The following is a 25,627-nucleotide window of genomic DNA, read 5'->3' on the forward strand; positions in this document are numbered from 1 at the left end:
CGGGCCCCGCAGGGCCCGTTGGATGTAGTATCGATTACTGGCAGGCGTAGGAAACGCCGTTGGCCGCGTCGATCTTGCGGATGACGTCCCAGAACTCCTGATAGGTCATCTCAAGGAACTGACCTTCATTCGATTTCGAGAACTCAGCCTCAAGCGTCGTTCCCTCCCAGTCGAAGCTGAAGAAGGCATTGCGGATTTTCTCCTGCAGTTCCGGCGTCAGGTTGTACACGGTTCCAAAGCCTGTCGTCGGGAAGGTCTGCGACTTGTAGATCGTAATGACGTCGTCTTCGTTGATCACATCGCGCGAGATCATCCGCGACTTGACGGAATTTGCGATCGAGGCGGCCAGATAGTCCTTATTGGCGACACCCAGGATCGAGTTGTCGTGCTTGCCCGAATAAACCGGCTCAAAATCGCGTTCGGGTAGCAGATCAAAGTCGCTTTTCAGGATCGCCGAGGGCGCTTTGAAGCCCGAGTTCGAAGTAGGAGAAGTAAAGGCCAATTGCTTGCCCTTGATATCCTCAACCTTTTCGATGCCTGAACCGGGATAGGTGATGATCTCCATCTCGTATCCGAAGTTTCCGTCTTTCGACGCCATGATCGTGAAGGGTCGGAAACCAGCACAGTTCACGGCCAACGGGTTTGAACCGGTATTGAAGCCCGCAATATGCAGACGCCCCGAACGCATGGCCTCAATCTGGGCCGCGTTGTTCTGAACTGGAAAGAAAACAACGTCTTTGCCAGTTTCCGCTTTCAGATGATCAAGAAAGTCCGACCAAGCAGTTTTGTATACGGCAGGGTCTTCAACCGGGGTGTAGGCAAAGATCAGAGTATCAGGATCAATCTGATCGGCAGGATCAGCGGGGATATCCGCGATCAGATCGCCATCGGCATCGCAGAACCGCGCATCCAGATCACCGCGCGGGCAGTCTTGCGCCGAAGCCGTGCCCGACAGTGACAAGAGCGCGATTGCGGAAGCTCCGATCAGTAGTTTGATATCAAATTTCATTTCTTCCTCCCAGTCATGCGTGGCTTTTCTGTCCACGGTTTGTCGTTCTTTGCAAGGACTGCTCAGCGACAAGAATCTTCACCCCGGCGTCGTTGATCGCGCCAAGCAAATCCCCTGTTGGTTTGGTATCAGTTACGATTGAATTCAGCCCGTCAAGGTCGCCCACACGGGTCAAACCTTTGCGGTCGAATTTCTCGGACCCGATCAGAAGATGTCGCGTCGCGGCGCGTGCCAGCATCATCCGTTTGACGGTTGCGAAACCGCGCACGGTTTCTGACGGCCCTTCTTCTGACAGGCCGGACGCGCCAATCATGCAGCGATCGACGTTGAAACGAGACAGGAAATCCAGTGTATCTGTCCCGATCGTGGCGGACTCGGCGGTCAGATATTCGCCTGGGCATAAAATGACTTCAACGGGTGCGTGACCAAGGGTCATGGCCACCGGTATCGAATTCGTAATTGCCGTGCAGTGAATGCCCCGATACGCCAACATACGGGCCATCTCGATCGTGGTTGAGCCGGAATCGATCATCACCGTCTCGCCTTCCTGAATCAGGTCAGCTGCGCATTTGCCGATCTTTTCACGCTCATCAAGGCGGGCGTGGGTGCGCTCATCCAGACTTGGATAACGTCCTTGTATCGGGGCAGAGGCACCGCCATGCGCCCGCGAGATCAGCCCATCATCGGCCAGGGCATCAAAATCCCTGCGCACCGTTTCCGCCGAAACATTGAAACGCTGCGCCAATTCGCTGATCCGGACGTGCGGGCGAAGCTTCAACTCCAACAATATCTCACGGCGGCGGTCGGATTTCTTGAACCGACTCTGGCCCTTGTTGGTTTTCTTATCGCGCGTTTCCGCTTTGGGCATCTGGCAATCCGACTCGGTTTCAATTTCACTTTTGTGGCGTTTCAGTCGTTTTGCAACAATTTCTGTTGCAAAGCCCACGATTCATTGTGAGACTTCAAAGAACTGTTTCTATTTCGAGGCGTAGCAATCGAAGTGCACCGGCGTTCTGGATGTAGCCACCTTGTTCAACAGCACGTATGTGTTGCCATTGCCCTTTGCGTAGTGCCAGAGCCAAGAGCGCGCGCATGAGCAAGACCGAATTCACAGATCAGATCGGTGCGCTTCCAGTGCGATGGGACAAGTCCGACAAGCTGCGGGTTCTCATGGTCACTTCGCGTGACCGGGGGCGGTGGGTCATCCCCAAAGGTTGGATGATGGATGGTAAGAAGCCTTGGCATGCCGCTGAAATCGAAGCTTTGGAAGAGGCCGGAGCGGTTGGCTTTATCTCCAAGAAATCGATCGGGTGCTTTCACTATGACAAGCGATACGAGGGTAAAAGCAGCGTGCCTTGCCGCGTAACGCTTTATCCGTTGATTGTGGAACGGCTCAAACGCCGTTGGAAGGAACGCGACGAACGCAAGCGCCACTGGTTCTCGCCTGCCAAGGCCGCAAAGCTTGTCGAAGAGAAAGAACTGGCGCGTTTGTTAAAGAGCCTGTCAGATAATCAAGAGACGTTGGCTGTTATCGAAAAATTGCGAAAGGCCGCATGAGGAAGGGCATATAAGAGCCGGGAAATCCGGACGCAGTGAACTTAAAGGGAGAGAAATCAATGAAGAAATTTACATCCACAACGTTGGGATCGCTTATTGCCCTTGCCGCATCGATGTCAGCGGCACAGGCTGACAAGTTGACACTTTATTGTTCTGCGCAAGAGGATTGGTGCCAGCTTATGGCGCGCAGTTTTGAGGACGCGACCGGCATCGACGTCAACATGACCCGTAAATCCTCAGGTGAGACCTTTGCTCAGATCCGTGCAGAAAGCTCCAACCCCAAGGGTGATGTCTGGTGGGGCGGTACCGGTGATCCACATCTACAGGCCGCAGAAGAGGGCCTGACGATGGAATACATGTCGCCGATGCGTGACCAGCTTCATGATTGGGCGATTTCTCAGGCGGAAAGCGCGGGTAACAAGACCATCGGCATCTATTCAGGTGCGCTTGGTTACGGCTACAATGCCGATCTTGTCGCCGCGAACAACCTTCCCGAACCTGCTTGCTGGAAGGACCTTCTGAAGCCCGAGTACAAGGGGCACGTTCAGATGGCGAACCCGAACTCATCAGGTACGGCCTACACGACCCTGGCCTCGATGGTGCAAATCTTCGGCGAGGACGAAGGATTTGAGTTCATGAAGGGGCTGCATTCGAACATCAACCAATACACCAAGTCGGGCTCGGCACCGATCAAGGCTGCTGGTCGAGGCGAGAATACAATTGGTATCGTTTTCATGCATGACGCAGTAAAGCAGGCGGTATCGGGTTTCCCGATCAAAGTCGTCGCGCCATGTGAAGGTACTGGTTACGAGATCGGTTCGATGTCGATCATCGAAGGCGCGCGCAACGAAGATGAGGCCAAAAAGTTCTATGACTGGGCATTGTCGCCCGAGGCGCAGAACCTCGCCCTTCAGGTAAATGCCTTCCAAGTGCCGTCAAACAAAGGTGCTGAAACTTCGGAAAGCGCGCCTGACATGAGCCAGATCAAGCTGATCGACTATGACTTCAAGAAATACGGCTCGTCGGATGAGCGCAAGCGCTTGCTGCAGAAATGGGACGAAGAGGTTTCGGTACTGCCGCAGTAAATGACTGACGACACGACAAAAACGACCCATCCGGTTCTGATCTTCTGGGTCATCGCCGGGTGGGTCGGATTCTGCCTGCTGCCGTGGTACATGGTTGACGGTGGCCTGTGGTCGTTCGAGTGGCTGCTGGACGGCTACCCTTTCGACGAAGATTATGCGCCTGCTGCCTTTCTAATTGGGCAGGGTGAAAAGCTGTGGCTTGCTCCGCTTCTTATTGCACTCTTGCTGCCACTTCTGGTGTTAAGACGCGCCAAATCAGATCCGCTTTATGCGCGCATTCTGATCCTGTCAGGGGCAATGGGCTTCGGCTGGCTGATCGCACAAGGGTTCAGCATCGGAATCCGAGGCTACAATTTCGATTGGCTGGAAGCCTTGTTCGGAGAGCTCGGTGATCGGCAATTCGGCATGGGCTATGGCGCGATGATCTGCGCGTCGAGTTTTCTGTTCCTTCTGACCCAGGGTGTCGCCGCACGTGGGGCGATTAACGGAGATGTCTTCGTGGTCAGCGCCATCGGTGGTGTGATCACCATCGTCACCGCGTTTGTATTCTTTCCTATCGCCAAGATGCTGTTTGCTGCCTTTGTGACGGAAGAGGGCGCGTACTCCATCGCAGTGTTCTTCTCGAAATTCTTTGACGACCGGCTTTGGGGGCTGGGATGTTTCTGGGGCACACGATGCGGGGCGGCATGGAACTCACTGTTTCTGGCCATCCTCGTCGGCTTCATCACCACTGCGCTCGGCTTGTGCTTTGCGCTTGTCGTGACCCGCTCGGGCTTTCGGTACAAGCGCGCGTTGCGCGCACTGACGGTTCTGCCGATTATCACGCCACCGTTCGTGATCGGCCTAGCGCTGATCCTGCTGTTTGGATTGTCGGGTTCAGTAACGCAGTTCTTTGCCGAATTGTTCGGCACCCAACCCACTCGCTGGCTGTATGGCATGCCGGGTGTTCTGATTGCGCAGACGTTGGCATTTACACCCATCGCCTTCCTTGTGCTGATTGGCGTCGTTGAAGGGGTGTCTCCCTCGATGGAAGAAGCGGCCCAGACATTGCGCGCGAATAGATGGCAGACGTTCAAAACCGTGTCCCTACCGTTAATGCGCCCTGGCCTTGCCAATGCTTTCCTTCTGGGCTTCATCGAAAGCATGGCCGATTTCGGCAACCCACTTGTGCTAGGTGGCAATTTCGATGTGCTGTCGACCGAGATTTTCTTTGCAATTGTTGGTGCGCAATATGATCAAGGCCGCGCTGCGGTTCTGGCCATGGTGCTTCTGTTCTTCACGCTTTCAGCCTTCTACGCGCAGCGAGCCTGGCTGGGTAAGAAAAGCTACACCACAGTCACGGGCAAAGGTGACGCTGGCGTACATCCATTGATGCCAACCGGCCTTTCCATCCCGGTGCTAACCGTCGCCCTTGGCTGGGCGGTGTTTACCATCGTCGTCTACGCCATGATCGTCTACGGCAGCGTGGTTGAACTGTGGGGAGTCAATAATTCCCTGACGTTCAAGCACTACGTCACTGCCTTCTCGGTTCGGTTTGAAGCAGAGGGTATTCGCTGGACAGGAGCCGCATGGGACAGTTTCTGGACGACTATCACCATCGCCGCAATTGCTGCTCCACTGACGGCTGCCGTGGGGCTCGTGACGGCCTACCTTCTGACCCGACAGAGTTTCGCGGGTAAAGATGCCTTTGAGTTCGGCACCATGCTGTCCTTTGCCATCCCTGGCACGGTGATCGGTGTCAGCTACATTCTCGCCTTCAACGTGCCACCGATCGAGATTACGGGCACGGGTGTCATCCTTGTTGTCAGCTTCATCTTCCGCAATATGCCGGTCGGTGTCCGAGCCGGCATCGCCAGCATGTCGCAACTGGATCGCAGTCTTGACGAGTCATCTCTGACCCTCGGGGCAAATTCCTGGCAGACTTTCCGCCGGATCATCCTGCCTCTGCTACGCCCGGCAATTCTTGCCGCCCTTGTCTACAGTTTCGTGCGGGCCATGACGGCGATTTCGGCCGTGATCTTTCTGGTCAGCGCGGAATATGACATGGCGACCAGCTATATCATCGGGCGGGTCGAGAATAACGACTATGGTCTCGCCATCGCCTATTCCACCACACTGATCTTTGTGATGCTGTCAGTGGTTGCCCTGATGCAGCTGATCGTGGGTCGGACCAAGATCGGGCGACGAATGACGCAGTCGCGGACCAATGTTTAGGAGAGTTTGACATGAGCCTGCAGTCCAAAGCCGCGCCGGTTCGGTTCGAGTCCGTGACAAAGATGTTTGGCAAGGATGTCGTTGCCGTTGACAACATTAACCTGCATGTCGAAGCCGGAAAGCTGGTCACGCTGTTGGGCCCGTCGGGCTGCGGCAAGACGACGACGTTGAGGATGATCGCGGGGCTCGAAATGGCCACCTCGGGAAAGATTACCATCGGGGATCGCGATGTGACCAAACTGCCCGCGACGGACCGCGACGTATCCATGGTGTTCCAGTCCTACGCGCTGTTTCCTCATATGAGCGTGCTTGAGAACGTGATGTATGGCCTCACGTTCTCGGGCTTTGCTAAAGACGAGGCCCGCCGCCGCGCGTTGGACGGTTTAGAGCTGGTTGGCCTGAAAGGTTTTGACGGCCGTCTCCCGTCAGAATTGTCTGGTGGCCAACAGCAGCGCGTCGCTGTAGCGCGGGCTTTGGTGTTGGAACCACAGGTGCTGTTGTTTGATGAACCGCTTTCGAACCTCGACGCGAAACTACGCCGCCAAGTGCGCGAGGACATCCGGGCCATTCAGCAAGACCTTGGCCTGACCGTCGTCTACGTGACACACGATCAGGAAGAGGCTCTGGCGGTGTCCGACGAAATCGTCGTGATGCGGAATGCCGCGATTGCCCAGATTGGCACGCCTCGCCAGCTTTATGACGCCCCAAATGATCGCTTCGTTGCGGATTTTATTGGTGAGGCCAATCTGCTTGCCTGCCAGATCATCTCGGTCGACGGCGACATGGCCACCATCGAGATCGAAGGCTACCGCCATACCTTGGCATCCCGTGGCTTGACCGAAGGGCCTGCGACCGTCGCCATCCGGCCTTCTCGACTTGTGATCGGAGCCGCGCAAGGGGTTGTAGCGACCGTCTCCAAAGCCACCTATGTGGGTGTCCGAATGGAGTACACTCTGACCGGTGCGTTCGGCCAGGTCTTTGCAGTCCATGACGATGTCGATGCGCCGCTAGAGCCGGGTACAGAAGTACAGATGGCCTTCGCCGAGAAAGGTCCGGTGCTTTTGCCCGAATAGATGCCCTGTCTTCTAATCATCACGCACCCCGAGGTCATCATTGACCCGAACACCCCCATTCAGGACTGGGGGCTTAGCGCGGTAGGTCGCCGCCGCGCTGCGGCCTTCGCAACCAGCGGAATTTTTGCAGAGGTTACCCACCTATGGGCCAGCACCGAGCAAAAGGCCCGCGAGACGGCCGACATCCTGGCTGCGCCCCGAAGCCTGCGGATAAAACAAGATGCCGCACTTGGCGAGAATGATCGAAGCGCCACCGGTTTTCTGCCGCGTGACCGGTTCGAAGCTGCCGCTGACGCATTCTTTGCCCACCCCAACACCAGTTTTCGCGGCTGGGAAACTGCCGTTGCCGCCCAGCGGCGCATACACAAGGCAGTGACTTCGATTATCGAAACGCATGATGGCATTGACCTCGCCATCGTTACCCATGGGGCCGTCGGGACCCTTCTGTGGTGCTCCTTGTCGGGCCGTCCTATCGATCGGGGGTATGACCAGCGCGGGCAAGGCCATTATTGGCAAGCCGATCTAACGGACCTTAAACCGCTGAGTGGATGGCGCTCAATCGACTAGACTGTCAGGCCTGCCATGCGTTCTCAGAGATTTCACGCAAAGTATTAAACACATCCGGAGTACCAGCGATCACCCGACCGCCGTTGCGGATCATTACACCTGCGTCCTGATCTTCAACCACGCCGCCTGCTTCCGCGATCATCAATTGACCAGCCAGACAATCCCAGGCGTTCATATGTTCTTCGACATAGCCAAGCAGCCGGCCCGCTGCGACATAGGCCAGTGACAGCGCGCCACTGGCGTTTCTGTGAAACATGGCCCCACGCTCGATCAGGTTCGCGACGATTGGAACAATGTTACGGTTATCCACCCGGTTCGAATAACCCACTGCCACCGTTCCTTGATGCAGCGCAACACCCGAAGCGACCCTCATTGGCGCATCATTCAGTGTTGCCCCGCCTCCGCGCGAGGCTACGAAGGTTTCATTGATATTTGGGTCATGGATTACACCGATCTCGGTATTTTCCTCAGCGACGCCCGCCAGAACGATGGTCCAGGCCGGAATGCCATTGACGAAATTCGTGGTGCCATCGATTGGATCGATCACCCAGTCAAATCCGCTTGAACCTTGTGTTTCACCATGCTCTTCGCCAAATATGCCATCGTTGGGCCAAGCCTCGGCGATCCTCTGGCGGATGAAGGTTTCGACATTCCGGTCTGCCTCGCTGACCCAATCCTGTGCGCCTTTTTGATCGACGATCAAACCGCCCCGGTCGGAGAAATATCTGGAGGCGATTGTGCCAGCTTCCTTGCAGATCGCGATCGCGAAGTCTTTGCGTTCTTTGAGGTAATCCATTGGGAATCCAAATCATATCTGTTGTTGGCCAAAACTGTGCAGGCTTGGTGATGGAATGGCAAATACCAAATGCTGGTGAACTCGGTCCGGGGCAGCCATTGACAGGCGTGCCTTCAACCGCATTTCACGTCTTCAAAACGGGGCGCGCAGGTTTCGTGCTAAACACGATGCTGTAAGAATACGTCACCGGGAACGATTGTAGCATTGAAGAAAATGGTAGCCCGTAGGGGAATCGAACCCCTCTTTCCAGGTTGAAAACCTGGCGTCCTAACCGATAGACGAACGGGCCATTTAGACCAGACAAGCACAAGTGGTAGCCCGTAGGGGAATCGAACCCCTCTTTCCAGGTTGAAAACCTGGCGTCCTAACCGATAGACGAACGGGCCACGCTGGCTTGTGGAGGGCCTTTTACGGTTTACCTTCCCCCCCCGCAAGACGAAAAACGCAAGGCTGTGAAACTTTTTTGGCCGTTCCTGAGCGGCGTTGAAACGGTTGTCAGACAGCTTCTGCCGCGTCTTCCAGCCGCAGCTGCACGCTCTGTCGTCCGCCCCAGGTATTCACCTCAAGCCGACCCGCGAAATGGAACCGCGCACCGCCGTGATTAGACAGGCGATCCCCCAACGGGCCGTCGAACGCGCCAAAGGCGATGGCATCCAGTCCGCCAGACATTCCATCCGAAAGTGACAGCTTCAAATGTGTTTCGCCCACGCGTTTAGCAAAGCGCACTTGCAGATCAGGCAGCGCATAGCGCGGGGCAGGGGCACCGGCCCCGAAGGGACCCGCTTTCTCTACCTGTTCGATCAGATCGACTGTCGCGGCCCCGGGCATCAGCGCCCCGTCCAGTTTCAAGTCGGCGGGACCGCCTTGGCCTGCACCCTGCTTGGCCAGAAGCTCGGACAGGCGCGACATTGCAGGCTCCAACTGATCACGCATCACCGTGAGACCGGCCGCCATCTTGTGGCCACCACCCTTGACCAGCAGCCCTTCGGCAGCCAGTCGCTGGATCGACGCGCCCAGATCAACGCCCGAGATCGACCTGCCTGAACCTTTGCCCTCATCCCCGTCGAACCCGATCACGATAGCGGGCCGGTTTGCCGACTCTTTCAGCCGCGAAGCAACGATACCTACCACGCCGGGATGCCAACCGTCGCCTGCGGCCCAGACCAGCGGCGCATCCAGCCCACGGTCCTCGGCTTGCGCCAAGGCCGCCGCGCGGACCGCGCTTTCGATCTCGCGCCGTTCCGAATTCAGGGCATCCAGCCGCTCGGATAAGGCTTCGGCCTCAGTGATCGAGTCCGTGCTCAGCAGCCGCGCGCCAAGATCAGCCTGACCAATGCGGCCGCCTGCATTGACGCGCGGCCCCAGAAGAAACCCCAGATGATAGCTATTGGGCGCGGTATCCATGCGCGCCACGTCTGACAACGCGACTAAACCAGGCCTTTGCCTTTGGGTCATCACTTTCAGGCCCTGTCGAACCAGCGCCCGGTTGGCGTCGATCAACGGCGCAACGTCCGCCACCGTGGCCAGCGCCACCAGATCGAGCATTGCCATCAGATCCGGCCCCTTGGCCCCGGCCTCACGCAACTGACGACCCGCCTCGACCAGCATCAGGAACACCACCGCAGCAGCGCAGAGATAGCCCAGATCGCCGCTTTCGTCCTGTCGGTTCGGGTTCACCACGGCGACGCAATCCGGCAGGGTTTCTGCACCCAAATGGTGATCCAAAACGATCACATCCGCACCCTTCGCCGCCGCGATAGGTTCGTGGCTCAGCGTTCCGCAATCCACGCAGATGATCAGGTCATGGCTAGCCGCAAGTTCCTGCATTGCAGGCACATTTGGCCCATAGCCTTCATCAATCCGGTCGGGCACATAAAGCGTCGCGTCAAGCCCCATCTGGCGCAGCCACACCAACAACAACGCAGCCGAACTGCCCCCGTCCACATCATAGTCAGCAAACACTGCGATCTTTTGGCGCTTGCGCACAGCCTGTAGAAACCGGGCCGCAGCGACTTCCATATCTTTCATCGATCGCGGATCGGGCAGCAGTTCCTTCAACTTAGGTTCCAGGAAACCGGCGGCCTCCATCACCGGAACACCACGCCGTGCCAAAACCTGACAGACGGCGCGAGGCAGATCTGTCTGCTGCGCCATCATTTCTGCTGACCGCTCGACCTCAATCCCCGGTCCGATCCAGCGTCGCCCCGTCAGAGATTGCTCTACGCCCAGAAATGCCACATCTCACCTCATGCACTAAGGCCGGACCCCTGCGGATCCGGCCTCTTGGTCTTTTATGAATACTCTTGCTGAAGGCGCTGGCGCAAGCCGCTATGCTTCGTTGTGTGGCCACATCGGCGTGCGGTAGGACATCCGCCGCACCGAGCCCGTTTTTGATCGCATGAGCAGCGTCGTTGTTTCAACCCAACCCGGTTCCCGCTTGATGCGCGGCAGCAGTGAGCCTCCGGTGACCCCAGTAGCGGCAAAGATGACATCCGCCGTTACCATCTCGTCGCGTGCATAAACACGGTCCAGATCGGTGATGCCCGCCTTGGCCGCCCGGCCACGTTCGTCGTCATTACGGAACAACAGGCGGCCAAAGATCTGACCGCCCATGCATTTCAGCGCGGCTGCGGCAAGCACACCCTCGGGCGCACCACCTTGACCCATATACATGTCGATGCCGGTCACTTCGCTTTCGGCGCAATGCATCACACCTGCGACGTCGCCATCTGTGATCAGGCGGATCGACGCACCGGTATCGCGGACTTCAGCAATCATCGCTTCGTGGCGAGGACGCTCCAATATGCATACGGTAATATCCGCAGGCTCACAGCCTTTGGCCTTGGCCAGCGCTTCAACTCGCTCGCGCGGGCTCATGTCCAAGCTTACGACACCTTCGGGAAAGCCCGGACCAATGGCCAGTTTGTCCATGTATACGTCCGGAGCGTGTAGCATTGAGCCGCGTGGGCCCATGGCAATGACGGTCAGCGCGTTGGGCATATCCTTGGCGGTCAGGGTTGTGCCTTCAAGCGGGTCCAGCGCAATGTCTACGCCCGGGCCGTTACCAGTGCCAACCTCTTCGCCGATATAGAGCATCGGCGCTTCATCACGCTCGCCCTCACCAATGACAACGACACCCTCAATGTCCAGAAGGTTCAGTTGTTCACGCATAGCGTTGACGGCAGCCTGATCGGCAGCTTTCTCATCACCCCGGCCAACCAGAGAGGCGGACGCCAGCGCGGCCTGTTCTGCCACCCGTGCAAGGCCCAGAGACAGCAGGCGGTCGTTGAAATCGATCTTGGCAGCGTTCATCTTCGCATATCCTTTGGTCAGCTAAGGCGTTTTATCCGGCATAGCCTGCGCGCAGCATAGGCCGCAAGGGGTCAGACTTGTTCGATACGCAGGGCGACGGGTTCTCCGGCCACCACATCGGTGGCGCGCAGGCCATCCAGTGCATGGTCCAGCGTCGCCCGCGTGGTTTTGTGGGTCACGATCAGCACAGGCGCTGTGCTTTCTGTGTGCCCATACTGCCGCATCCGGTCGATCGAGACGCCAGCATCGCCCAGAATCGCCGCGACCTTTGCCAGAGCGCCGGGCTTGTCCAGAAGACCGAGCCGCAGATAGTAGGGTGCAGGTAAGCCAGTAACGGCGGAGGCTGCGTCTTGTAGGGTCGTCGCAGGGCGGCCAAATGTCGGTATATGCAAGCCTCGCGCCAGATCGCAAACGTCGCCCATCACCGCGCTGGCAGTGGGACCTTCACCGGCACCGGGGCCGCGCAGAACGATTTGTTCAACTGCGTCCCCATCCAGCACAACCATGTTTGTTCCGCCTTCCAACTGACCTAGCGGAGAATTGCTCGGCACTAGACAGGGTTGCATCCGCTGTTCCAGTCCGCGCGCCGTTCGCTGTGCTACACCCAACAGCTTGATGCGATACCCCATGTCGTGGGCCTGATGGATGTCATCGAGGCTAATATGCTGAATGCCCTCGATCTCGATCCCATCGAAATTCGGCTTGGTGCCAAAGGCAATCGAAGACAGCAGCGCGAGTTTGTGCGCCGCGTCGATGCCGCCAACATCCAGATTCGGATCGGCTTCGAGATAGCCAAGCTGCGCGCATTCCTCGAACAGGGCGTTATAGCCCAACTCCTGCGATTGCATCCGGGTCAGAATATAGTTGCAGGTACCGTTCATGACGCCCATGACACGCGTGATCTCGTTACCCGCCAGTCCTTCGGTCAGAGATTTGATTACCGGAATACCACCCGCGACAGCCGCTTCGAAGCGAATGACACGACCTGCGGCTTCGGCCAATTCCGCCAGTTCCTGCCCATGAATCGCCAGCAGTGCCTTGTTTGCGGTGACGACATCCTTGCCACTGTTCAGCGCCGCCTCGACCGAAGCTTTCGCGGGGCCATTCTCGCCGCCCATCAGTTCGACAAAAACATCGATGTCTTCGCGTTTGGCCAATGCAACGGGATCGGTTTCCCATGCATAATCCGAGAGGTTTACGCCACGGTCCTTGCAGGCATCACGGGCCGAAACTGCGGTGATCTCGATGCGACGCCCGGTGCGGGCGTGCAACAAATCGGCATGACGACGCACAATTTTGACCACACCCACGCCAACGGTTCCCAATCCGGCAATTCCAAGCCTCAGCGCCTGTGTCATTCCCTTGGGTCCTTTCTGCTCGCAATACCGCCCGCGATGGCGAAGTGTCCTTTGCGGGCTGCCTTAGCGGGTTCGAGGCAGGGGTGCAATCCGTCTAATCTTTTGGAGCTAGTGGCGTGGCCGAAATCCTAGTTAATCTCGGCATTCTGCAGCGCTTCGGCCTTTTCCGCCAACGCTTCACTGCGTGCTGTCAGGTCTTCTTCTACCTCTTCCGCTTCGCTGATTGGATCGGTCGGAGGGCCGAGGGCGGGATCTAAAGCAATAAGCTTGGGGTAGGGTGCCTTGCGCAATGCGGCGGTTTCGCTGCCTTCCAACTCAGGGATATTTGCGCAGCCGGCGGTGGCCAGCACAAAGAGAATGGGCAGCAAAAGCTTCATCGCAGTCCTTCGGGTCGCAGCGTGTATCCCGTGATGCACGTTTTGTCGGAATGGTTCAAGCGGGGTTCTATCTGAACGTCTGTTCAGATACGATCGAAGCATGGCGCGTACACAAGGTTCTCATTCCGATATCACCGGCCCCCGTATTCGCGAGGCCGCACTGGGGCTGTTTGCCCGTCATGGCTATGCTGCGGTTTCAATGCGGCAGATCGCAGGCGAGGTGGGGGTGCAGGCTGGGGCACTCTATAATTACACGCCCGACAAGCAGAGCCTGCTGTTTCGGCTGATGCGCGATCACATGCAGGATCTGATGGCCGCCTATGACGATCTCGACCGGTTTGATAATCCACAAGATGCGTTGCGTCAGTTTGTCGGGTTCCACATCCGTTTTCACCTGCAGCGTCCCGACGAGGTGTTCATCGCTTACATGGAGCTGCGCAATCTGAACCCCGAAAATTTTGCCGAAATCGAGGCCCTGCGCCGCCGTTACGAGGACTCGTTAGAGCATATTCTGCGTAACGGGCAGCAATCGGGTCAATTTTCGGTCACCGATACTAAGATCGCCACATTAGCGGTGATTGCCATGCTGAATGGTGTGATCACTTGGTATCGCAGCGGTGGCCGCCTGTCGCTGGATGAGGTCGAGCAGGTGTACTGGGACATGGTCCGCAAAGCGGTGACCGCCTGACCAGCCCTTAGTGGGCCGGGCGGATGAACGTTCCGTTCCGCAACTCCCGAAACGCTTGCTGTAATTCTGCCTGCGTATTCATCACGATCGGGCCATGCCACGCCACGGGTTCATCGATCGGAGCGCCCGAGATCAAAAGAAACCGTACACCCTCGGGCCCGGCCTGAACCGTGATTTCGTCTCCGGTCCCGAACCGAACCAACGTCCTGTCTCCTGACATGTCGCGGATGTTGACCTCTTGCCCGGCGACCTCTTTCTCTAGAAGAATTCCAGTTGGCCGAGACGCATCCGCAAAGGCAGCGCTGCCTTCAAAGATATAGGCGAAGGCCCGGCGGTATGTGTCGATCGGAATGGTTTTTTTCACCCCTGCCGGTATGCTGATATCCAGGTATTGCGGATCGGCAGCGATACCGTCCACTGGGCCCGTACGTCCCCAGAATGTACCGACAATCACACGGACCTTTGTCCCATCATCATCGATGATTTCTGGAATATCAGTGCTTTGAACGTCCTGATAGCGCGGGGCGGCCATTTTCTGATCTGATGGCAGATTGCCCCACAGCTGGAACCCATGCATCTGACCGCTGGCCGACCCCTTGGGCATTTCCTGATGTAGGATACCCGACCCGGCGGTCATCCACTGGACATCTCCGGCACCCAGCGTGCCGCTATTGCCCAGCGAGTCGCTGTGTTCGACTGTACCGGACAGGACATAAGTGATCGTTTCGATGCCCCGATGCGGATGCCACGGAAAACCGGCCATATAGTCCAATGGGTTGTCATTCCGGAAATCATCGAACAGCAGAAACGGGTCCAGTTCCGACGGGTCCTGAAACCCGAACGCCCGGTGCAGTTTGACGCCCGCGCCTTCCATCGTCGGGACCGCCTTGCGGAATTCCAAAGTTGGCCTGAGTGACATAAAAGCCTCCTGATCCTTTGACCGGAACTTATGCGTCGGCCTGAGGCAGTCAATTTGCGCAGGAACACTGAAGCTGTGCGAAGATGCTCAGACAGGTGACGCGGTGCTGTCCTTTGCGTATCAAAGCGGTTAAAGCGGGCGGACAATCAGGAGAACAATATGCAAGAAGAAGTGCTGGCTACGGTCGCGGCCTCGGCACCGCGGCGCTGGACTGGGGTAGGGATGCTGGTCACGGTCGGGGCGTTGGTCATTTACGTCGCGTTGGCATCGCCGCCTGAGTTAGGCTGGCAGGTCTTCTTACTGGTTTCCGGGGCAGCTGCGTTCTGGTTAGCCCGTCGCATGTGGTACGCGACCGAAGACAGGATCGAGCTGACCCAATCCCAATTGCGCACAGGCTCGGGGCAGGTGATCTGCAATATCGAGGATGTCGAAGGCGTAGACCGGGGCGTGTTCGCATTTAAGCCATCAAATGGCTTCTTGGTAACCACTCATGCACGAAGCTCAAACCAGTGGGCGCCCGGTCTTTGGTGGCGTGTCGGACGAAGGATTGGCATAGGCGGCATGACAGCCGCCGCCGAGACCAAATACATGTCGGAAATGCTGTCGGCGATGCTTGCTGAAAAGAGTTAGACACCCAAGCAAGCAGGGTCGGTATTGACGATCTGGTCGAAAACACGCGGGTGTGTGAAGACCAGATTATCCATTTCAAAGTCAGCAAATTTGAATGCCATCTGGAATGGCGCTTTGTATGTATTGTTGGTTTCGACCAGTATCATTGAGCCGTTATCAGGCATTACCGGAAGCCGTTGTTTGATTTTCACGATCTCTGCGTCGGTCCATTTCTGATATCCAGTGCCCCGCACGCAGGACCATAGAACATCGTGGAGATCGTTATCACCATCATAGGTCAGATAGGTCACACGCATCGAGACTGGTGCTCTGGTATCAACCATGTTTTCCAGAAGGTCGTACATGGTGTTGATATACGCGGCGTTAACATCTTCAGCTTCGCGTGAGAGCACATCCGCAACTGCGTAGGCTCCTTTGATGTTGATCGCGCTTTGGCGATAGCTGTCATAATAGGTGTATGACGCAAACATTGACCAGAACAGCAGCGGCAATATCAGCATTGCCTCGACCGATAAGGCGCCGTCTTCTCGTTTGAGAAAGCGGTTCAGCAGTGCCTTGGGAAGGTTGCGATTTTCTTTGTTAGTTCGAGGCATCGGCCACATCCACTGTTGTGTCAGATGAATCGTCAGGATCAGCTGATGAACCACCAAATGGTTCATGAACAAATACGGTCGTCGCCTGCAATTCCCATTGGCCGTCGTTGTCCTGCTTCGCAATGCCGCTCAGCATCGAAAGCCCAAAAACAGGTGAAACCTCAAGACAGGCGCGGATAATCATAAGCTCATTTGAAGTCCCTTGTTCAAAAACAACTTCGTCCGGCTTACGAATTGTCTCCGGAGTGTCGACGCAATAGGGGGTCGGATCCAACTGATTGCCGACCCGCGGATCAATGGACTTCATCTCGAGCGCGAGGTTTTCCGAGCAATTGGTTATCAGCGCTTCGTCACAGATCATTTTCTTCAGCAGCGCGTGATCCCATTCATCTTCCCCTTCAGGAAGGCGATTAAGCCGGACTTCCCGAATTGTCATATCCAGAGATCGTTCAAGATCGGCATGGTGGAAGGACTGCAATCCCAGATCCATGCCTGAATAAGCGACATACAGGAAGAATGGAAACCAGAAGATAAACTCGATAGACGAGTTTCCATCCTCATTCTTTCGAAATCTCCGAAGCCGATTCCGCAGTGTCTTTGTCATTGGGTCAGCCTCAGGTTTTGAATGGAGGTGCTGATTGAATCGAAGACGCGTTCAATCTGATTGCCGGTGGCTTCATAGTAACGGGCAGGTTTGATCGCGCAGTCTTTCAGCATCTGCTTAACACCGTAGGGTGCCTCAAAAGCGATCGAGAAGATGATGACATTATCTTCTTCAGCTTCTTCGCAGAGATCTACAACATTTGGATTTTTGGTCGAAGGACCAATTTCGGTCGTGGAGTCAGCTGCAAATTCTTCGCCGCGATCCCAGCCATAAGCGTGACGCAACATATTCCGAATTGCGTATTTTTCAGTATGCGCCCAGACATCGGGCCATTCCAGTTCTACCGGATCGGAATCTGTTGAAAGCCCTTCGGAGTCCTCGCGTGTTTGCGATCGATCCATCGAATAGCAGGTGCCGTTGTAGTAATCCGTACAGCGGTAGCGCATATAAGTCCCATTGCCATGGGCATGATCTTGGTATTTGTCGCGGGTCCAGCGCCTGTACGAACTGTCCCGTACAGTTGTGGCGACATTAGGCCAAGCCCAGCGGTCATACTCTTCATCGTAGATAGAATACGTTTCGGCATCTTCATTCCAATAGATGTCCGAGGGGCCGTCATTATAAGGCGGATTCACTTTGTGCTGATAAGTGTTTTCACCATCCGTCATCAGCACCAGAACCTTGAGGGTGTCCGTGGTCTTGTTAGGGGCTGGCCGAATTGCGAACGAGTCCGGAATTTCTGAACTGTCCGCAATCTGAGCGATCAGCGGTTGGATACTATCGTCAAGCAAAGTTAGACCCCACTTGAGGCCCACATCGATCGAAGTCCAGCCGCTTGCCACAAGATTCTGGATCTGACCTTTCAGAATGTCAGGATCATTCTGGATTACCGTCATCTCTCGCCGATCTGTGGTGGTTTCAAGACGGCACGTATTGCTGGTTACCAACGTGTCGTTGAACCTTTTGTCGCTGGAGCCATTATCCTTGAAATGAAGAGTTTGCGGGACATAATCCCCTTTTGTGATGATGTTTCCTTCGTCGTCCAAGATGTCGTAATAGTTGAAATCGGTCGTTGTGTAGTCCGAAGCCTGGAAATCGATGCAATTGGCCCTTTCGTTAGCCCCGATCGTGTTCAAAGCATTCATAAGATAGTCAGGCACCGACACCTGTTCCGAGTAGGGCACGATTGAGATCGACAATCTACCATCCTCAGATTTCAGGATCATCTCATCGATAAAGTCCTCAGCGGCACTTTTGAGGTTGGTCAGCTTTGTCCCGCGCATCGAACCCGAGACGTCCAGAACCAATGAAATTTCGACGTTACCAATCGATTCTTCGGCGATGCTGGTGGCGGTTGTATCAATGTAATCGACGCCACTCCATTTCATGAAGTGTGTCTCAATGCTCATGTCGGCGCTGGCTTCGACTTTCCGTTTTCCTTCAAGTTCTGCAACCTGGGTCACGGTTCCGTCGTCGTTTGTCGTGCATGTCTCGGGCTCGACCTTGATATTTTTGATGATGTTCGTATCGAAACCTTCTTTGCGAATGTAATCATTCACCACGACCCGTGGGCAAAGCTCTTGGTCCAGGTCAGCTGCGGCAAGGACCGCGCGGTCCAGTGCGTATTGTAGCCTTACCCTTTCGCGATCATACCGCATGACGTCGACCGCGAACCCGGCCACGGTGAAGACAATCATGATCAGGAAAAGCGCAAGGATCGTCATCGTGCCTTCTGTCGAAGAAACAAAGTGCCGCAAGTGCCGCGAACAACTGTTTTCGCGGCAGAGACGGTTGAATTGGGCCTTCAAATCAAACTTGCGCATAATTGGTTCCTCGGTCGATCAGACACACTGATGCCAGCACTTCGCAACTTTAATAATTTACCCACGGATCGTGGCGAGATTTGGGCGCAGTGGACACTATGCTGCTCGTTTTTAACGAGATTCAGCTTTATTCCCGGTGTTATTGGTGGTTTTGTTTCGCGCCTTTGGACAATCGCGCGGCTTTCGTTAACGCCCGACTCACCAATGGAGCTGAAAAGTAAAGTTCACAAACCGATGAAAATACGTGCAGTTACTGATTGCGGTATTTGGCAAGCAGTGCGACAAAAAGTCATGACGTATCTCGTCTACCGGCACGGAGGATTTTATGACCGGCATTAAAGAACCCAGCTTTCGTGAGAGTGTTGATTTGATGTTCAACAGAGCGGCGTCTCTGATGGATTTGCCGCCCGGGCTAGAAGAGAAGATACGGGTTTGTAATGCCACCTACACCGTTCGGTTCGGGGTTCGTCTGCGGGGGCAGATCCACACCTTTACCGGATATCGTTCGGTTCATTCGGAACATATGGAGCCGGTAAAGGGTGGCATTCGCTATGCCTTGGCGGTGAACCAGGATGAGGTCGAAGCGCTCGCTGCGCTCATGACTTACAAGTGTGCACTGGTCGAAGCGCCCTTTGGTGGCTCGAAAGGGGGCCTTTGCATTGATCCTCGCCAGTATGAAGAACATGAGATGGAACAGATCACGCGTCGTTTTGCCTATGAGTTGGCAAAGCGCGATCTGATCAACCCCTCACAGAACGTGCCTGCGCCCGATATGGGAACAGGCGAGCGCGAAATGGCGTGGATGGCTGACCAATATGCGCGGATGAATACGACCGATATCAACGCGCGAGCCTGTGTGACAGGTAAACCGCTGAACGCGGGGGGCATCGCGGGCAGGGTCGAAGCAACCGGGCGCGGCATCCAATACGCGTTGCGCGAATTCTTCCGAAACCCGGAAGACGTCAAGAAGGCGAACTTGTCAGGCACGCTGGACGGAAAGCGCGTCGTCGTGCAGGGATTGGGTAACGTGGGCTATCACGCAGCCAAGTTCCTCAGCGAGGAAGACGGGTCGCGTGTGGTCGGCATCATCGAATGGGATGGCGCACTGTACAATCCCGATGGCATCGACGTAGAAGCCGTGCGGCAGTGGATCGTCAAGCATGGCGGCGTGAAGGACTATCCCGACGCCACACATTCCGCCGAGGGCGGCGCGGTACTTGAAGCCGAGTGTGACATCCTGATTCCGGCGGCGCTGGAGGGGGTAATAAACCTATCCAACGCCGAACGTATTAAGGCACCACTGATCATCGAGGCCGCCAACGGGCCTGTCACGGCGGGTGCTGATGAGATCATGCGCAAGAAAGGCACGGTGATCATTCCTGACATGTATGCAAACGCCGGTGGTGTGACCGTGTCCTATTTTGAATGGGTCAAAAACCTCAGCCACATCCGTTTTGGCCGGATGCAGCGGCGTCAGGAAGAAGCTCGGCATGAGTTGATCGTCAGCGAACTGGAACGGTTGGATCGGTATCTGGGTGACGCTTGGTCGATGTCTCCGGATTTCAAGGCCAAGTACCTAAAGGGCGCTGGCGAGTTGGAGCTGGTGCGTTCTGGTCTCGATGACACGATGCGCATTGCCTATCAGTCGATGAGCGAAGTCTGGCATGATCGCGCAGATGTCGACGATCTGCGCACGGCGGCCTATATCGTTGCGATCGACCGCGTCTCAAAAAGCTATCGCGCCAAGGGCCTCTGAGCGCCCAGACAACAGAAGATTCTTGAGTGGCCAACCATCGGGTTGGCCATTTTTCATTTAGGTCGAAGTCGTCAGAGTGAATGGATTAGTCGCCCAGCGACAAGTTTTCGTCGAAAACAGGAGTGGAACCGGATTCCGGCGTTGTTACTGCTGGGTGAAGTTGGTTTGATGCCGACACACCTGTAGGGAGTTCTGAATGCGTTTCTCCGGCTTACGTGTCCTGAAAGAGGGCCTGACCGGCAACAAAGGCTGGACGCCGCACTGGCGCGAGCCTGAACCGAAATCCGAATATGACGTCGTCATTGTCGGCGGCGGAGGTCATGGGTTGAGCACGGCCTATTATCTGGCCAAGGAACATGGTCTGACCAATATCGCTGTTCTGGAAAAGGGCTATATCGGTGGGGGCAATATCGGGCGCAACACCACCATTGTGCGCGCGAACTATTTTTTGCAGGGCAATTCCGAGTTCTACTCGCACTCATTGAAGCTGTGGGAAGGTCTTGAGCAGGATCTGAACTACAATGTCATGCATTCGCAACGCGGGATCATCAACCTGTTCCATTCGGACGGGCAGCGTGATGCCGCTGCGCGCCGGGGCAACATGATGATCAGTCAGGGTGACGATGCTATCCTGCTCAATCGCGATGAATTGAGGCGGATGGTGCCCTATCTGAATTTCGATGACCTTAGGTTCCCTCTGTATGGCGGTCTCTACCACCCGCGCGGAGGTACAGCGCGACACGATGCCGTGGCCTGGGGCTATGCGCGCGGAGCGGACCAGCGCGGCGTGGATCTGATCCAGAACTGCGAAGTGACCGGTATTGATATCGAGAATGGCGTGGTTCGCGGTGTTCAGACCTCGCGCGGGCCGATCCGGGCCAAGAAGGTGGCGATGGTTGCTGCCGGGCGTTCAGGTCAGGTGGCGGCGATGGCTGGAATGAGGCTGCCGATTGAAAGCCATGTCTTGCAGGCCTTCGTGACCGAAGGTCTGAAGCCCTGCATCGATCATGTGGTGACCTTTGGCATGGGGCATTTCTATATCAGCCAGTCAGATAAGGGCGGTCTGGTCTTTGGCGGTGATCTGGATTTTTACGCCTCCTATGCGGCGCGAGGTAATTTACCTACCGTCGAAAGCGTGATGGAGGCCGGGATGGCGCTGATGCCGATGATCGGCAAGGCGCGGGTGCTGCGATCCTGGGGCGGGATCATGGATATGTCGCCCGATGGCTCTCCGATCATAGACCGAACGGATATTGATGGGCTCTATCTCAATTGCGGCTGGAACTATGGTGGCTTCAAGGCGGTTCCAGGTTCGGGGAATGTGTTTGCGCATCTGATTGCGACGGATCGGTATCACGAGAATGCCACCGGCTTCCGACTGGATCGTTTCCGCACCGGGCGTGGGATTATCGATGAAGAGGGCAAGGGCTCTCAGCACAATCTGCATTGAGGGGCGCGATGTTGGATTTGGGTATTATTGAAAAGATCAAGAAGGGCGCGCGGCTATGAGGATCACCTGTCCATATTGCGGCGAGCGGGATCGGCGCGAATTCTACTATCGCGGGGCGGCAGTGGATCTGGACCGACCGGCCCCGGATGCCGGTGAGGCGGCTTGGGATGATTTTGTCTACCAACGGGAAAACCCGGCAGGGCCGACACGAGAGCTTTGGTATCACGAAGGCGGGTGCGGTACATGGATCGTGGTCACACGAAACACGATCACGCATGAGATGATCGACGCGCAGCCGGCATCGGAGGAGCGGGCATGAGGATCGATGGAAAGGGTCTTATCGATCGTACGCAGTCGATTCCGTTTGTTTTCGATGGTGCCAGCTATAGCGGCTATGCGGGCGACACACTGACCTCAGCGCTTTTGGCGAATGGCGTACGACTGATGGGGCGTTCGTTCAAGTACCACCGGCCTAGGGGTGTGCTGAGCGCAGGCAGCGAAGAGCCGAATGCGCTGATGACCTTGGGGGCAGGCGCAGGTCAAGAACCAAATATTCGCGCCACGATGCAAGAGATCTATCCGGGACTTGAAGCGCGCAGCCAGAATCGCTGGCCCAGCCTGAGTGTCGATTTGATGGGGATCAACGATCTGGCTTCCCCGTTCTTGGGCGCGGGTTTTTACTACAAAACCTTCATGTGGCCGAAAAGCTTCTGGGAAAAGCTATACGAGCCGATCATTCGACGTGCCGCCGGATTGGGAGCACTGTCGGGCGAAGACAATGCCGACAAGTACGAAAGCGCTTATGCCTTTTGCGATCTGCTGATTATCGGGGCAGGGCCTGCGGGGCTGATGGCCGCTCTGGTCGCGGGTCGTGCCGGCGCGGACGTCATTCTGGCCGACGAAAACAGTCGCGTGGGTGGGCGTCTGCTGGCCGAGACCTATGAGATCGACGGAAAACCGGGTCCCGATTGGGTTGACGAGGTGCTGGCCGAGTTAGCCGCGATGGACAATGTCCGCATCATGACCCGGACCACTATCGCAGGCGCCTATGACCAAGGTACCTTTGCGGCGTTGGAACGCGTTTTTCACCATACGGATCACCGCCCCAACGGGGCGCCGTTGGAAACCTATTGGCGGATCGTGGCCAAGCGGTCAGTTCTGGCGGCAGGCGCACTGGAGCGCCCGGTCGCATTCCGCAACAATGATCGCCCGGGGATCATGACCGCTGGCGCGGTGCGGGCGTATCTAAACCGATGGGGTGTCAGCCCGGGCCGCAATGTGACGATCTTCGGAAATACTGACGATATCCATCGCACTGCGCGTGATTTGTTGGATGCTGGTGTCCATGTGGCGGCTGTGATCGATAGCCGCCATGACGCGCCCTTGTCTGACGACTACGAGGTTCTACGCGGGGCGCAAGTTTGTAACAGTTCGGGCCGTAAAGGGCTGGAGGCGATTACAGTGCGCCGCGCCAGTGGAGAAGAACGGATACACACGGATTGCCTTGCCATGACAGGGGGCTGGAATCCTTCGGTTCATCTAACGTGTCATATGAATAGCCGCCCGATCTGGAAGCGTGAGATCGAAGCCTTTGTGCCAACGCCAGGGGCCGTGCCGGGCATGGTGACAGCGGGTGCGTGCAACGGATCTTTCTCAACTACAGCCTGCCTTCGTGAAGGGATTGAGGCAGCCAAAGGCGTGCTTGGCGATCTTGGCTACAAGGCCTCGAAGACTGTGCCACCGCAGGCCGAGGATACGCCATACGAGATCACGCAGCTTTGGGCCGTTCCCGGCAAAGGGCGCGCGTGGCTGGATTTCCAGAACGATGTTACAGTGAAAGACGTCAAACAGGCCGCGACTGAGAATTTCCGGTCAGTCGAGCACATGAAGCGCTATACGACGCAAGGTATGGCGACGGATCAGGGCAAGAATTCGAACGTGGCGGCGTTGGCCATTCTAGCGGACGTCACCGGGCGCGCGATACCCGAAACCGGAACCACGACGTTCCGCCCTCCGTATTCTCCTATCGCCATTGCCGCGCTGGGCGCTGGGGCTGAAGGCAAGGGTTTCAAACCGCAACGTTTTATCACTTCGCACAAAGCGACCGTTGCGCGGAAAGCTCCGTTGATTGAGGCCGGGCTGTGGTATCGCCCCAGCTATTTCCCGAAGGATGGCGAAACCACATGGCGGCAATCCTGCGACCGCGAGGTCAACATGGTGCGTCAGGCGGTCGGGGTGTGCGATGTCTCAACCCTGGGCAAGATCGACATTCAGGGGCCGGATGCGGGGGCGTTTCTGGACTTCGTCTATACGAATATGTTCTCGACCCTCAAAGTAGACCGGGCGCGATATGGTCTGATGCTGCGCGAGGATGGGTTCGTCATGGATGACGGCACCACCGCGCGGCTGGGAGAGACGCATTACCTGATGACTACCACCACGGCAGGTGCTGGCGACGTAATGAAGCATCTGGAGTTCGTTCATCAGGGACTGCACCCTGATCTGGATGTCTCGTTCATCTCGGTCACTGAACAGTGGGCACAGTTTGCCGTGGCCGGACCAAAATCGCGTGAATTGTTGAACGATCTGCTGGGCACACCTCTTGATGAAGAAAGCTGGCCCTTCATGGCTTGCGGATCGATCTCGGTGCTGGGTGTGCAGGGGCGTTTGTTCCGGATCTCGTTCTCGGGCGAGCATGCATATGAAATCGCCGTGCCTGCGCGCTATGGCGCGAGCCTGTTCGATATTTTGACCGAGCGGGCTGAGACACTGGGCGGTGGTCTTTATGGGATGGAGGCACTGAACGTTCTTCGGATCGAAAAGGGCTTTATTACGCACTCCGAGATACACGGACGAACAACTGCCTATGATATCGGCATGGGCCGGATGGTGTCGCAGAAGAAGGATTGCATCGGCAAAACGATGTCGCAACGTCCGGGCCTTGAAGAGCCGGGGCGCGAGCGGTTGGTCGGGCTCAAACCCATTGGCGAAAGCAAGGAATTGCTGGCGGGCGCGCATCTGTATCGGGAAGAGGCCGAGCCGGTGCGCACCAATGATCAGGGCTATCTGACCTCCGTGTGTTATTCCCCGACGCTGGAAACGATGTTGGGCTTGGGCTTCCTGGCGGACGGGCCTGAGAGGTATGGAGAAATCGTGAAAATGGTCGATCATCTGCGCGGCGTGACAACCCTGTGTGAAGTGGTGAACCCGGTTTTCTTTGACCCCGAAGGAGGGCGCGTCCGTGGATAATCTGACCGCCAAAACACCCTGCGACGGGTTGCTGCCTTTGACCTTCGGCTCTGCAACGCTCAGCGAAGAGGATGCGGGCGCGATCCATTCGATCTCACCTTTCAAGGGTAAGCAAAAGGCGCTATCCGAAGCTTTGAAAGCAGCGCACGGGATGGCCTATCCATCGGCCAACCGCGCAACGGGTAAGGCTGGCGCGCGGGCGATCTGGTTCGGCCCGGCGCATGCGATGCTGATCGGGCCGTCTCCTGATGCGACCCTGACCGAGAATGCGGCCATTGTGGACCAATCAGATGCCTGGGCTGTGGTCCGGTTAGAGGGTGCTGATGTCGAAGACGTACTGGCGCGCGTAGTGCCTATTGATCTGCGTAAGGCGAACTTCAAGCGCGGCCACTCCGCCCGCACCCTGCTGTTCCACATGACCGCTTCGATCACGCGCGTTGGGGAGAACACGTTTCAGATCATGGTCTTCCGATCCATGGCTGAGACACTGGTTCACGATTTGAAAAGGGCGATGGAAGGCATCGCCGCGCGCGGGTAAGCTGCGCTGAAAGAAACGAATCTTCGGAG

24 protein-coding genes and 2 tRNA genes are annotated in these 25,627 nt (G+C 56.6%); 13 read left to right on the forward strand and 13 right to left on the reverse strand.

The window, feature by feature from the left end:
* Nucleotides 1-34: 34 nt before the first annotated feature.
* Nucleotides 35-1,009 carry a phosphate/phosphite/phosphonate ABC transporter substrate-binding protein gene (phnD, locus tag ACR0A1_RS02415; protein WP_170396240.1) on the reverse strand — a complete coding sequence of 325 codons (975 nt, stop codon included), beginning with the start codon at nucleotides 1,007-1,009 and terminating at the stop codon, nucleotides 35-37.
* Nucleotides 1,010-1,022: 13 nt separating this feature from the next.
* Entirely contained in the window at nucleotides 1,023-1,877 is an 855-nt protein-coding gene (locus ACR0A1_RS02420; protein ID WP_170403399.1) for a DeoR/GlpR family DNA-binding transcription regulator, read from the reverse strand.
* Between the two features lie 224 nt (nucleotides 1,878-2,101).
* On the opposite strand from ACR0A1_RS02420, the gene ACR0A1_RS02425 reads away from it, so the two are divergent.
* From ACR0A1_RS02425 to ACR0A1_RS02445, 5 genes are read left to right on the forward strand one after another with little or no spacing between them, the layout of a single operon-like run.
* Nucleotides 2,102-2,566 (forward strand): NUDIX hydrolase, encoded by a 465-nt coding sequence (locus ACR0A1_RS02425; RefSeq protein WP_170396245.1) that lies wholly within the window; start codon nucleotides 2,102-2,104, stop codon nucleotides 2,564-2,566.
* 59 nt (nucleotides 2,567-2,625) lie between these two features.
* Nucleotides 2,626-3,651 (forward strand): ABC transporter substrate-binding protein, encoded by a 1,026-nt coding sequence (locus ACR0A1_RS02430; RefSeq protein ID WP_170422361.1) that lies wholly within the window; start codon nucleotides 2,626-2,628, stop codon nucleotides 3,649-3,651.
* On the forward strand, nucleotides 3,652-5,865 hold the full coding sequence (locus tag ACR0A1_RS02435) for an ABC transporter permease (protein WP_480866101.1): 2,214 nt from the start codon (nucleotides 3,652-3,654) through the stop codon (nucleotides 5,863-5,865).
* A gap of 11 nt (nucleotides 5,866-5,876) precedes the next feature.
* Complete coding sequence (locus ACR0A1_RS02440; protein WP_223117844.1) at nucleotides 5,877-6,938, forward strand: ABC transporter ATP-binding protein; 1,062 nt, start codon at nucleotides 5,877-5,879, stop codon at nucleotides 6,936-6,938.
* Complete coding sequence (locus ACR0A1_RS02445) at nucleotides 6,939-7,505, forward strand: histidine phosphatase family protein (RefSeq protein WP_223117845.1); 567 nt, start codon at nucleotides 6,939-6,941, stop codon at nucleotides 7,503-7,505.
* A 4-nt stretch (nucleotides 7,506-7,509) separates the two neighbouring features.
* On the opposite strand, the gene ACR0A1_RS02450 is transcribed toward ACR0A1_RS02445, so the two are convergent.
* The 7 genes from ACR0A1_RS02450 to ACR0A1_RS02480 all read right to left on the reverse strand — a co-directional run bounded on the left by ACR0A1_RS02450 (nucleotide 7,510) and on the right by ACR0A1_RS02480 (nucleotide 13,348).
* Nucleotides 7,510-8,301, reverse strand: a complete 792-nt coding sequence (locus ACR0A1_RS02450) for an inositol monophosphatase family protein (RefSeq protein WP_480436639.1) — start codon at nucleotides 8,299-8,301, stop codon at nucleotides 7,510-7,512.
* A gap of 214 nt (nucleotides 8,302-8,515) precedes the next feature.
* Nucleotides 8,516-8,590 (reverse strand) — tRNA-Glu (locus tag ACR0A1_RS02455).
* A 22-nt stretch (nucleotides 8,591-8,612) separates the two neighbouring features.
* Nucleotides 8,613-8,687: transfer RNA gene (locus ACR0A1_RS02460), tRNA-Glu, on the reverse strand.
* Nucleotides 8,688-8,796: 109 nt separating this feature from the next.
* Nucleotides 8,797-10,539, reverse strand: coding sequence for a single-stranded-DNA-specific exonuclease RecJ (recJ, locus tag ACR0A1_RS02465; RefSeq protein WP_480866105.1), 1,743 nt, complete (start codon nucleotides 10,537-10,539; stop codon nucleotides 8,797-8,799).
* A gap of 90 nt (nucleotides 10,540-10,629) precedes the next feature.
* On the reverse strand, nucleotides 10,630-11,613 hold the full coding sequence (gene glpX / locus ACR0A1_RS02470; RefSeq protein WP_170422349.1) for a class II fructose-bisphosphatase: 984 nt from the start codon (nucleotides 11,611-11,613) through the stop codon (nucleotides 10,630-10,632).
* A gap of 71 nt (nucleotides 11,614-11,684) precedes the next feature.
* Nucleotides 11,685-12,971 (reverse strand): homoserine dehydrogenase, encoded by a 1,287-nt coding sequence (locus ACR0A1_RS02475; RefSeq protein WP_170612477.1) that lies wholly within the window; start codon nucleotides 12,969-12,971, stop codon nucleotides 11,685-11,687.
* A gap of 128 nt (nucleotides 12,972-13,099) precedes the next feature.
* Nucleotides 13,100-13,348, reverse strand: a complete 249-nt coding sequence (locus ACR0A1_RS02480; RefSeq protein WP_170396262.1) for a hypothetical protein — start codon at nucleotides 13,346-13,348, stop codon at nucleotides 13,100-13,102.
* A gap of 100 nt (nucleotides 13,349-13,448) precedes the next feature.
* On the opposite strand from ACR0A1_RS02480, the gene ACR0A1_RS02485 reads away from it, so the two are divergent.
* Nucleotides 13,449-14,036 carry a TetR/AcrR family transcriptional regulator gene (locus tag ACR0A1_RS02485; RefSeq protein ID WP_170422345.1) on the forward strand — a complete coding sequence of 196 codons (588 nt, stop codon included), beginning with the start codon at nucleotides 13,449-13,451 and terminating at the stop codon, nucleotides 14,034-14,036.
* Between the two features lie 7 nt (nucleotides 14,037-14,043).
* Here the strand turns inward: ACR0A1_RS02485 and ACR0A1_RS02490 are convergent, their stop codons facing one another.
* The gene (locus tag ACR0A1_RS02490) at nucleotides 14,044-14,955 is read right to left on the reverse strand and encodes a pirin family protein (RefSeq protein WP_170734763.1); all 912 of its coding nucleotides are present in this window, start codon (nucleotides 14,953-14,955) and stop codon (nucleotides 14,044-14,046) included.
* Between the two features lie 159 nt (nucleotides 14,956-15,114).
* On the opposite strand from ACR0A1_RS02490, the gene ACR0A1_RS02495 reads away from it, so the two are divergent.
* Nucleotides 15,115-15,585 (forward strand): hypothetical protein, encoded by a 471-nt coding sequence (locus ACR0A1_RS02495; RefSeq protein WP_170396268.1) that lies wholly within the window; start codon nucleotides 15,115-15,117, stop codon nucleotides 15,583-15,585.
* On the opposite strand, the gene ACR0A1_RS02500 is transcribed toward ACR0A1_RS02495, so the two are convergent.
* The 3 genes from ACR0A1_RS02500 to ACR0A1_RS02510 are packed head-to-tail and all read right to left on the reverse strand — an operon-like array spanning nucleotide 15,582 to nucleotide 18,605.
* Entirely contained in the window at nucleotides 15,582-16,178 is a 597-nt protein-coding gene (locus ACR0A1_RS02500) for a TadE/TadG family type IV pilus assembly protein (protein ID WP_170422339.1), read from the reverse strand. The genes ACR0A1_RS02495 and ACR0A1_RS02500 overlap by 4 nt on opposite strands.
* The gene (locus ACR0A1_RS02505; RefSeq protein ID WP_170396272.1) at nucleotides 16,165-16,782 is read right to left on the reverse strand and encodes a TadE/TadG family type IV pilus assembly protein; all 618 of its coding nucleotides are present in this window, start codon (nucleotides 16,780-16,782) and stop codon (nucleotides 16,165-16,167) included. Before ACR0A1_RS02505 ends, ACR0A1_RS02500 begins: the two co-directional genes overlap by 14 nt.
* On the reverse strand, nucleotides 16,779-18,605 hold the full coding sequence (locus ACR0A1_RS02510) for a Tad domain-containing protein (RefSeq protein WP_480866109.1): 1,827 nt from the start codon (nucleotides 18,603-18,605) through the stop codon (nucleotides 16,779-16,781). The genes ACR0A1_RS02505 and ACR0A1_RS02510 overlap by 4 nt, the downstream gene beginning before the upstream one ends.
* Before the next feature lie 30 nt (nucleotides 18,606-18,635).
* On the opposite strand from ACR0A1_RS02510, the gene ACR0A1_RS02515 reads away from it, so the two are divergent.
* The 6 genes from ACR0A1_RS02515 to ACR0A1_RS02540 all read left to right on the forward strand — a co-directional run bounded on the left by ACR0A1_RS02515 (nucleotide 18,636) and on the right by ACR0A1_RS02540 (nucleotide 25,598).
* Nucleotides 18,636-18,944, forward strand: a complete 309-nt coding sequence (locus ACR0A1_RS02515) for a hypothetical protein (RefSeq protein WP_480866111.1) — start codon at nucleotides 18,636-18,638, stop codon at nucleotides 18,942-18,944.
* A complete protein-coding gene (locus ACR0A1_RS02520; protein ID WP_170396277.1) occupies nucleotides 18,931-20,361 on the forward strand; it encodes a Glu/Leu/Phe/Val family dehydrogenase in 1,431 nt (476 codons plus the stop codon). The genes ACR0A1_RS02515 and ACR0A1_RS02520 overlap by 14 nt, the downstream gene beginning before the upstream one ends.
* A gap of 196 nt (nucleotides 20,362-20,557) precedes the next feature.
* Nucleotides 20,558-21,811, forward strand: a complete 1,254-nt coding sequence (locus ACR0A1_RS02525) for a sarcosine oxidase subunit beta family protein (RefSeq protein WP_480561317.1) — start codon at nucleotides 20,558-20,560, stop codon at nucleotides 21,809-21,811.
* Between the two features lie 55 nt (nucleotides 21,812-21,866).
* Nucleotides 21,867-22,130 (forward strand): sarcosine oxidase subunit delta, encoded by a 264-nt coding sequence (locus ACR0A1_RS02530; protein ID WP_480866113.1) that lies wholly within the window; start codon nucleotides 21,867-21,869, stop codon nucleotides 22,128-22,130.
* Entirely contained in the window at nucleotides 22,127-25,060 is a 2,934-nt protein-coding gene (locus ACR0A1_RS02535; RefSeq protein WP_480866115.1) for a sarcosine oxidase subunit alpha family protein, read from the forward strand. Before ACR0A1_RS02530 ends, ACR0A1_RS02535 begins: the two co-directional genes overlap by 4 nt.
* Nucleotides 25,053-25,598, forward strand: a complete 546-nt coding sequence (locus ACR0A1_RS02540) for a sarcosine oxidase subunit gamma (protein ID WP_480866117.1) — start codon at nucleotides 25,053-25,055, stop codon at nucleotides 25,596-25,598. The genes ACR0A1_RS02535 and ACR0A1_RS02540 overlap by 8 nt, the downstream gene beginning before the upstream one ends.
* The last annotated feature ends 29 nt before the right edge of the window (nucleotides 25,599-25,627 follow it).

It is taken from the genome of Ruegeria sp. D6 (assembly GCF_056534365.1).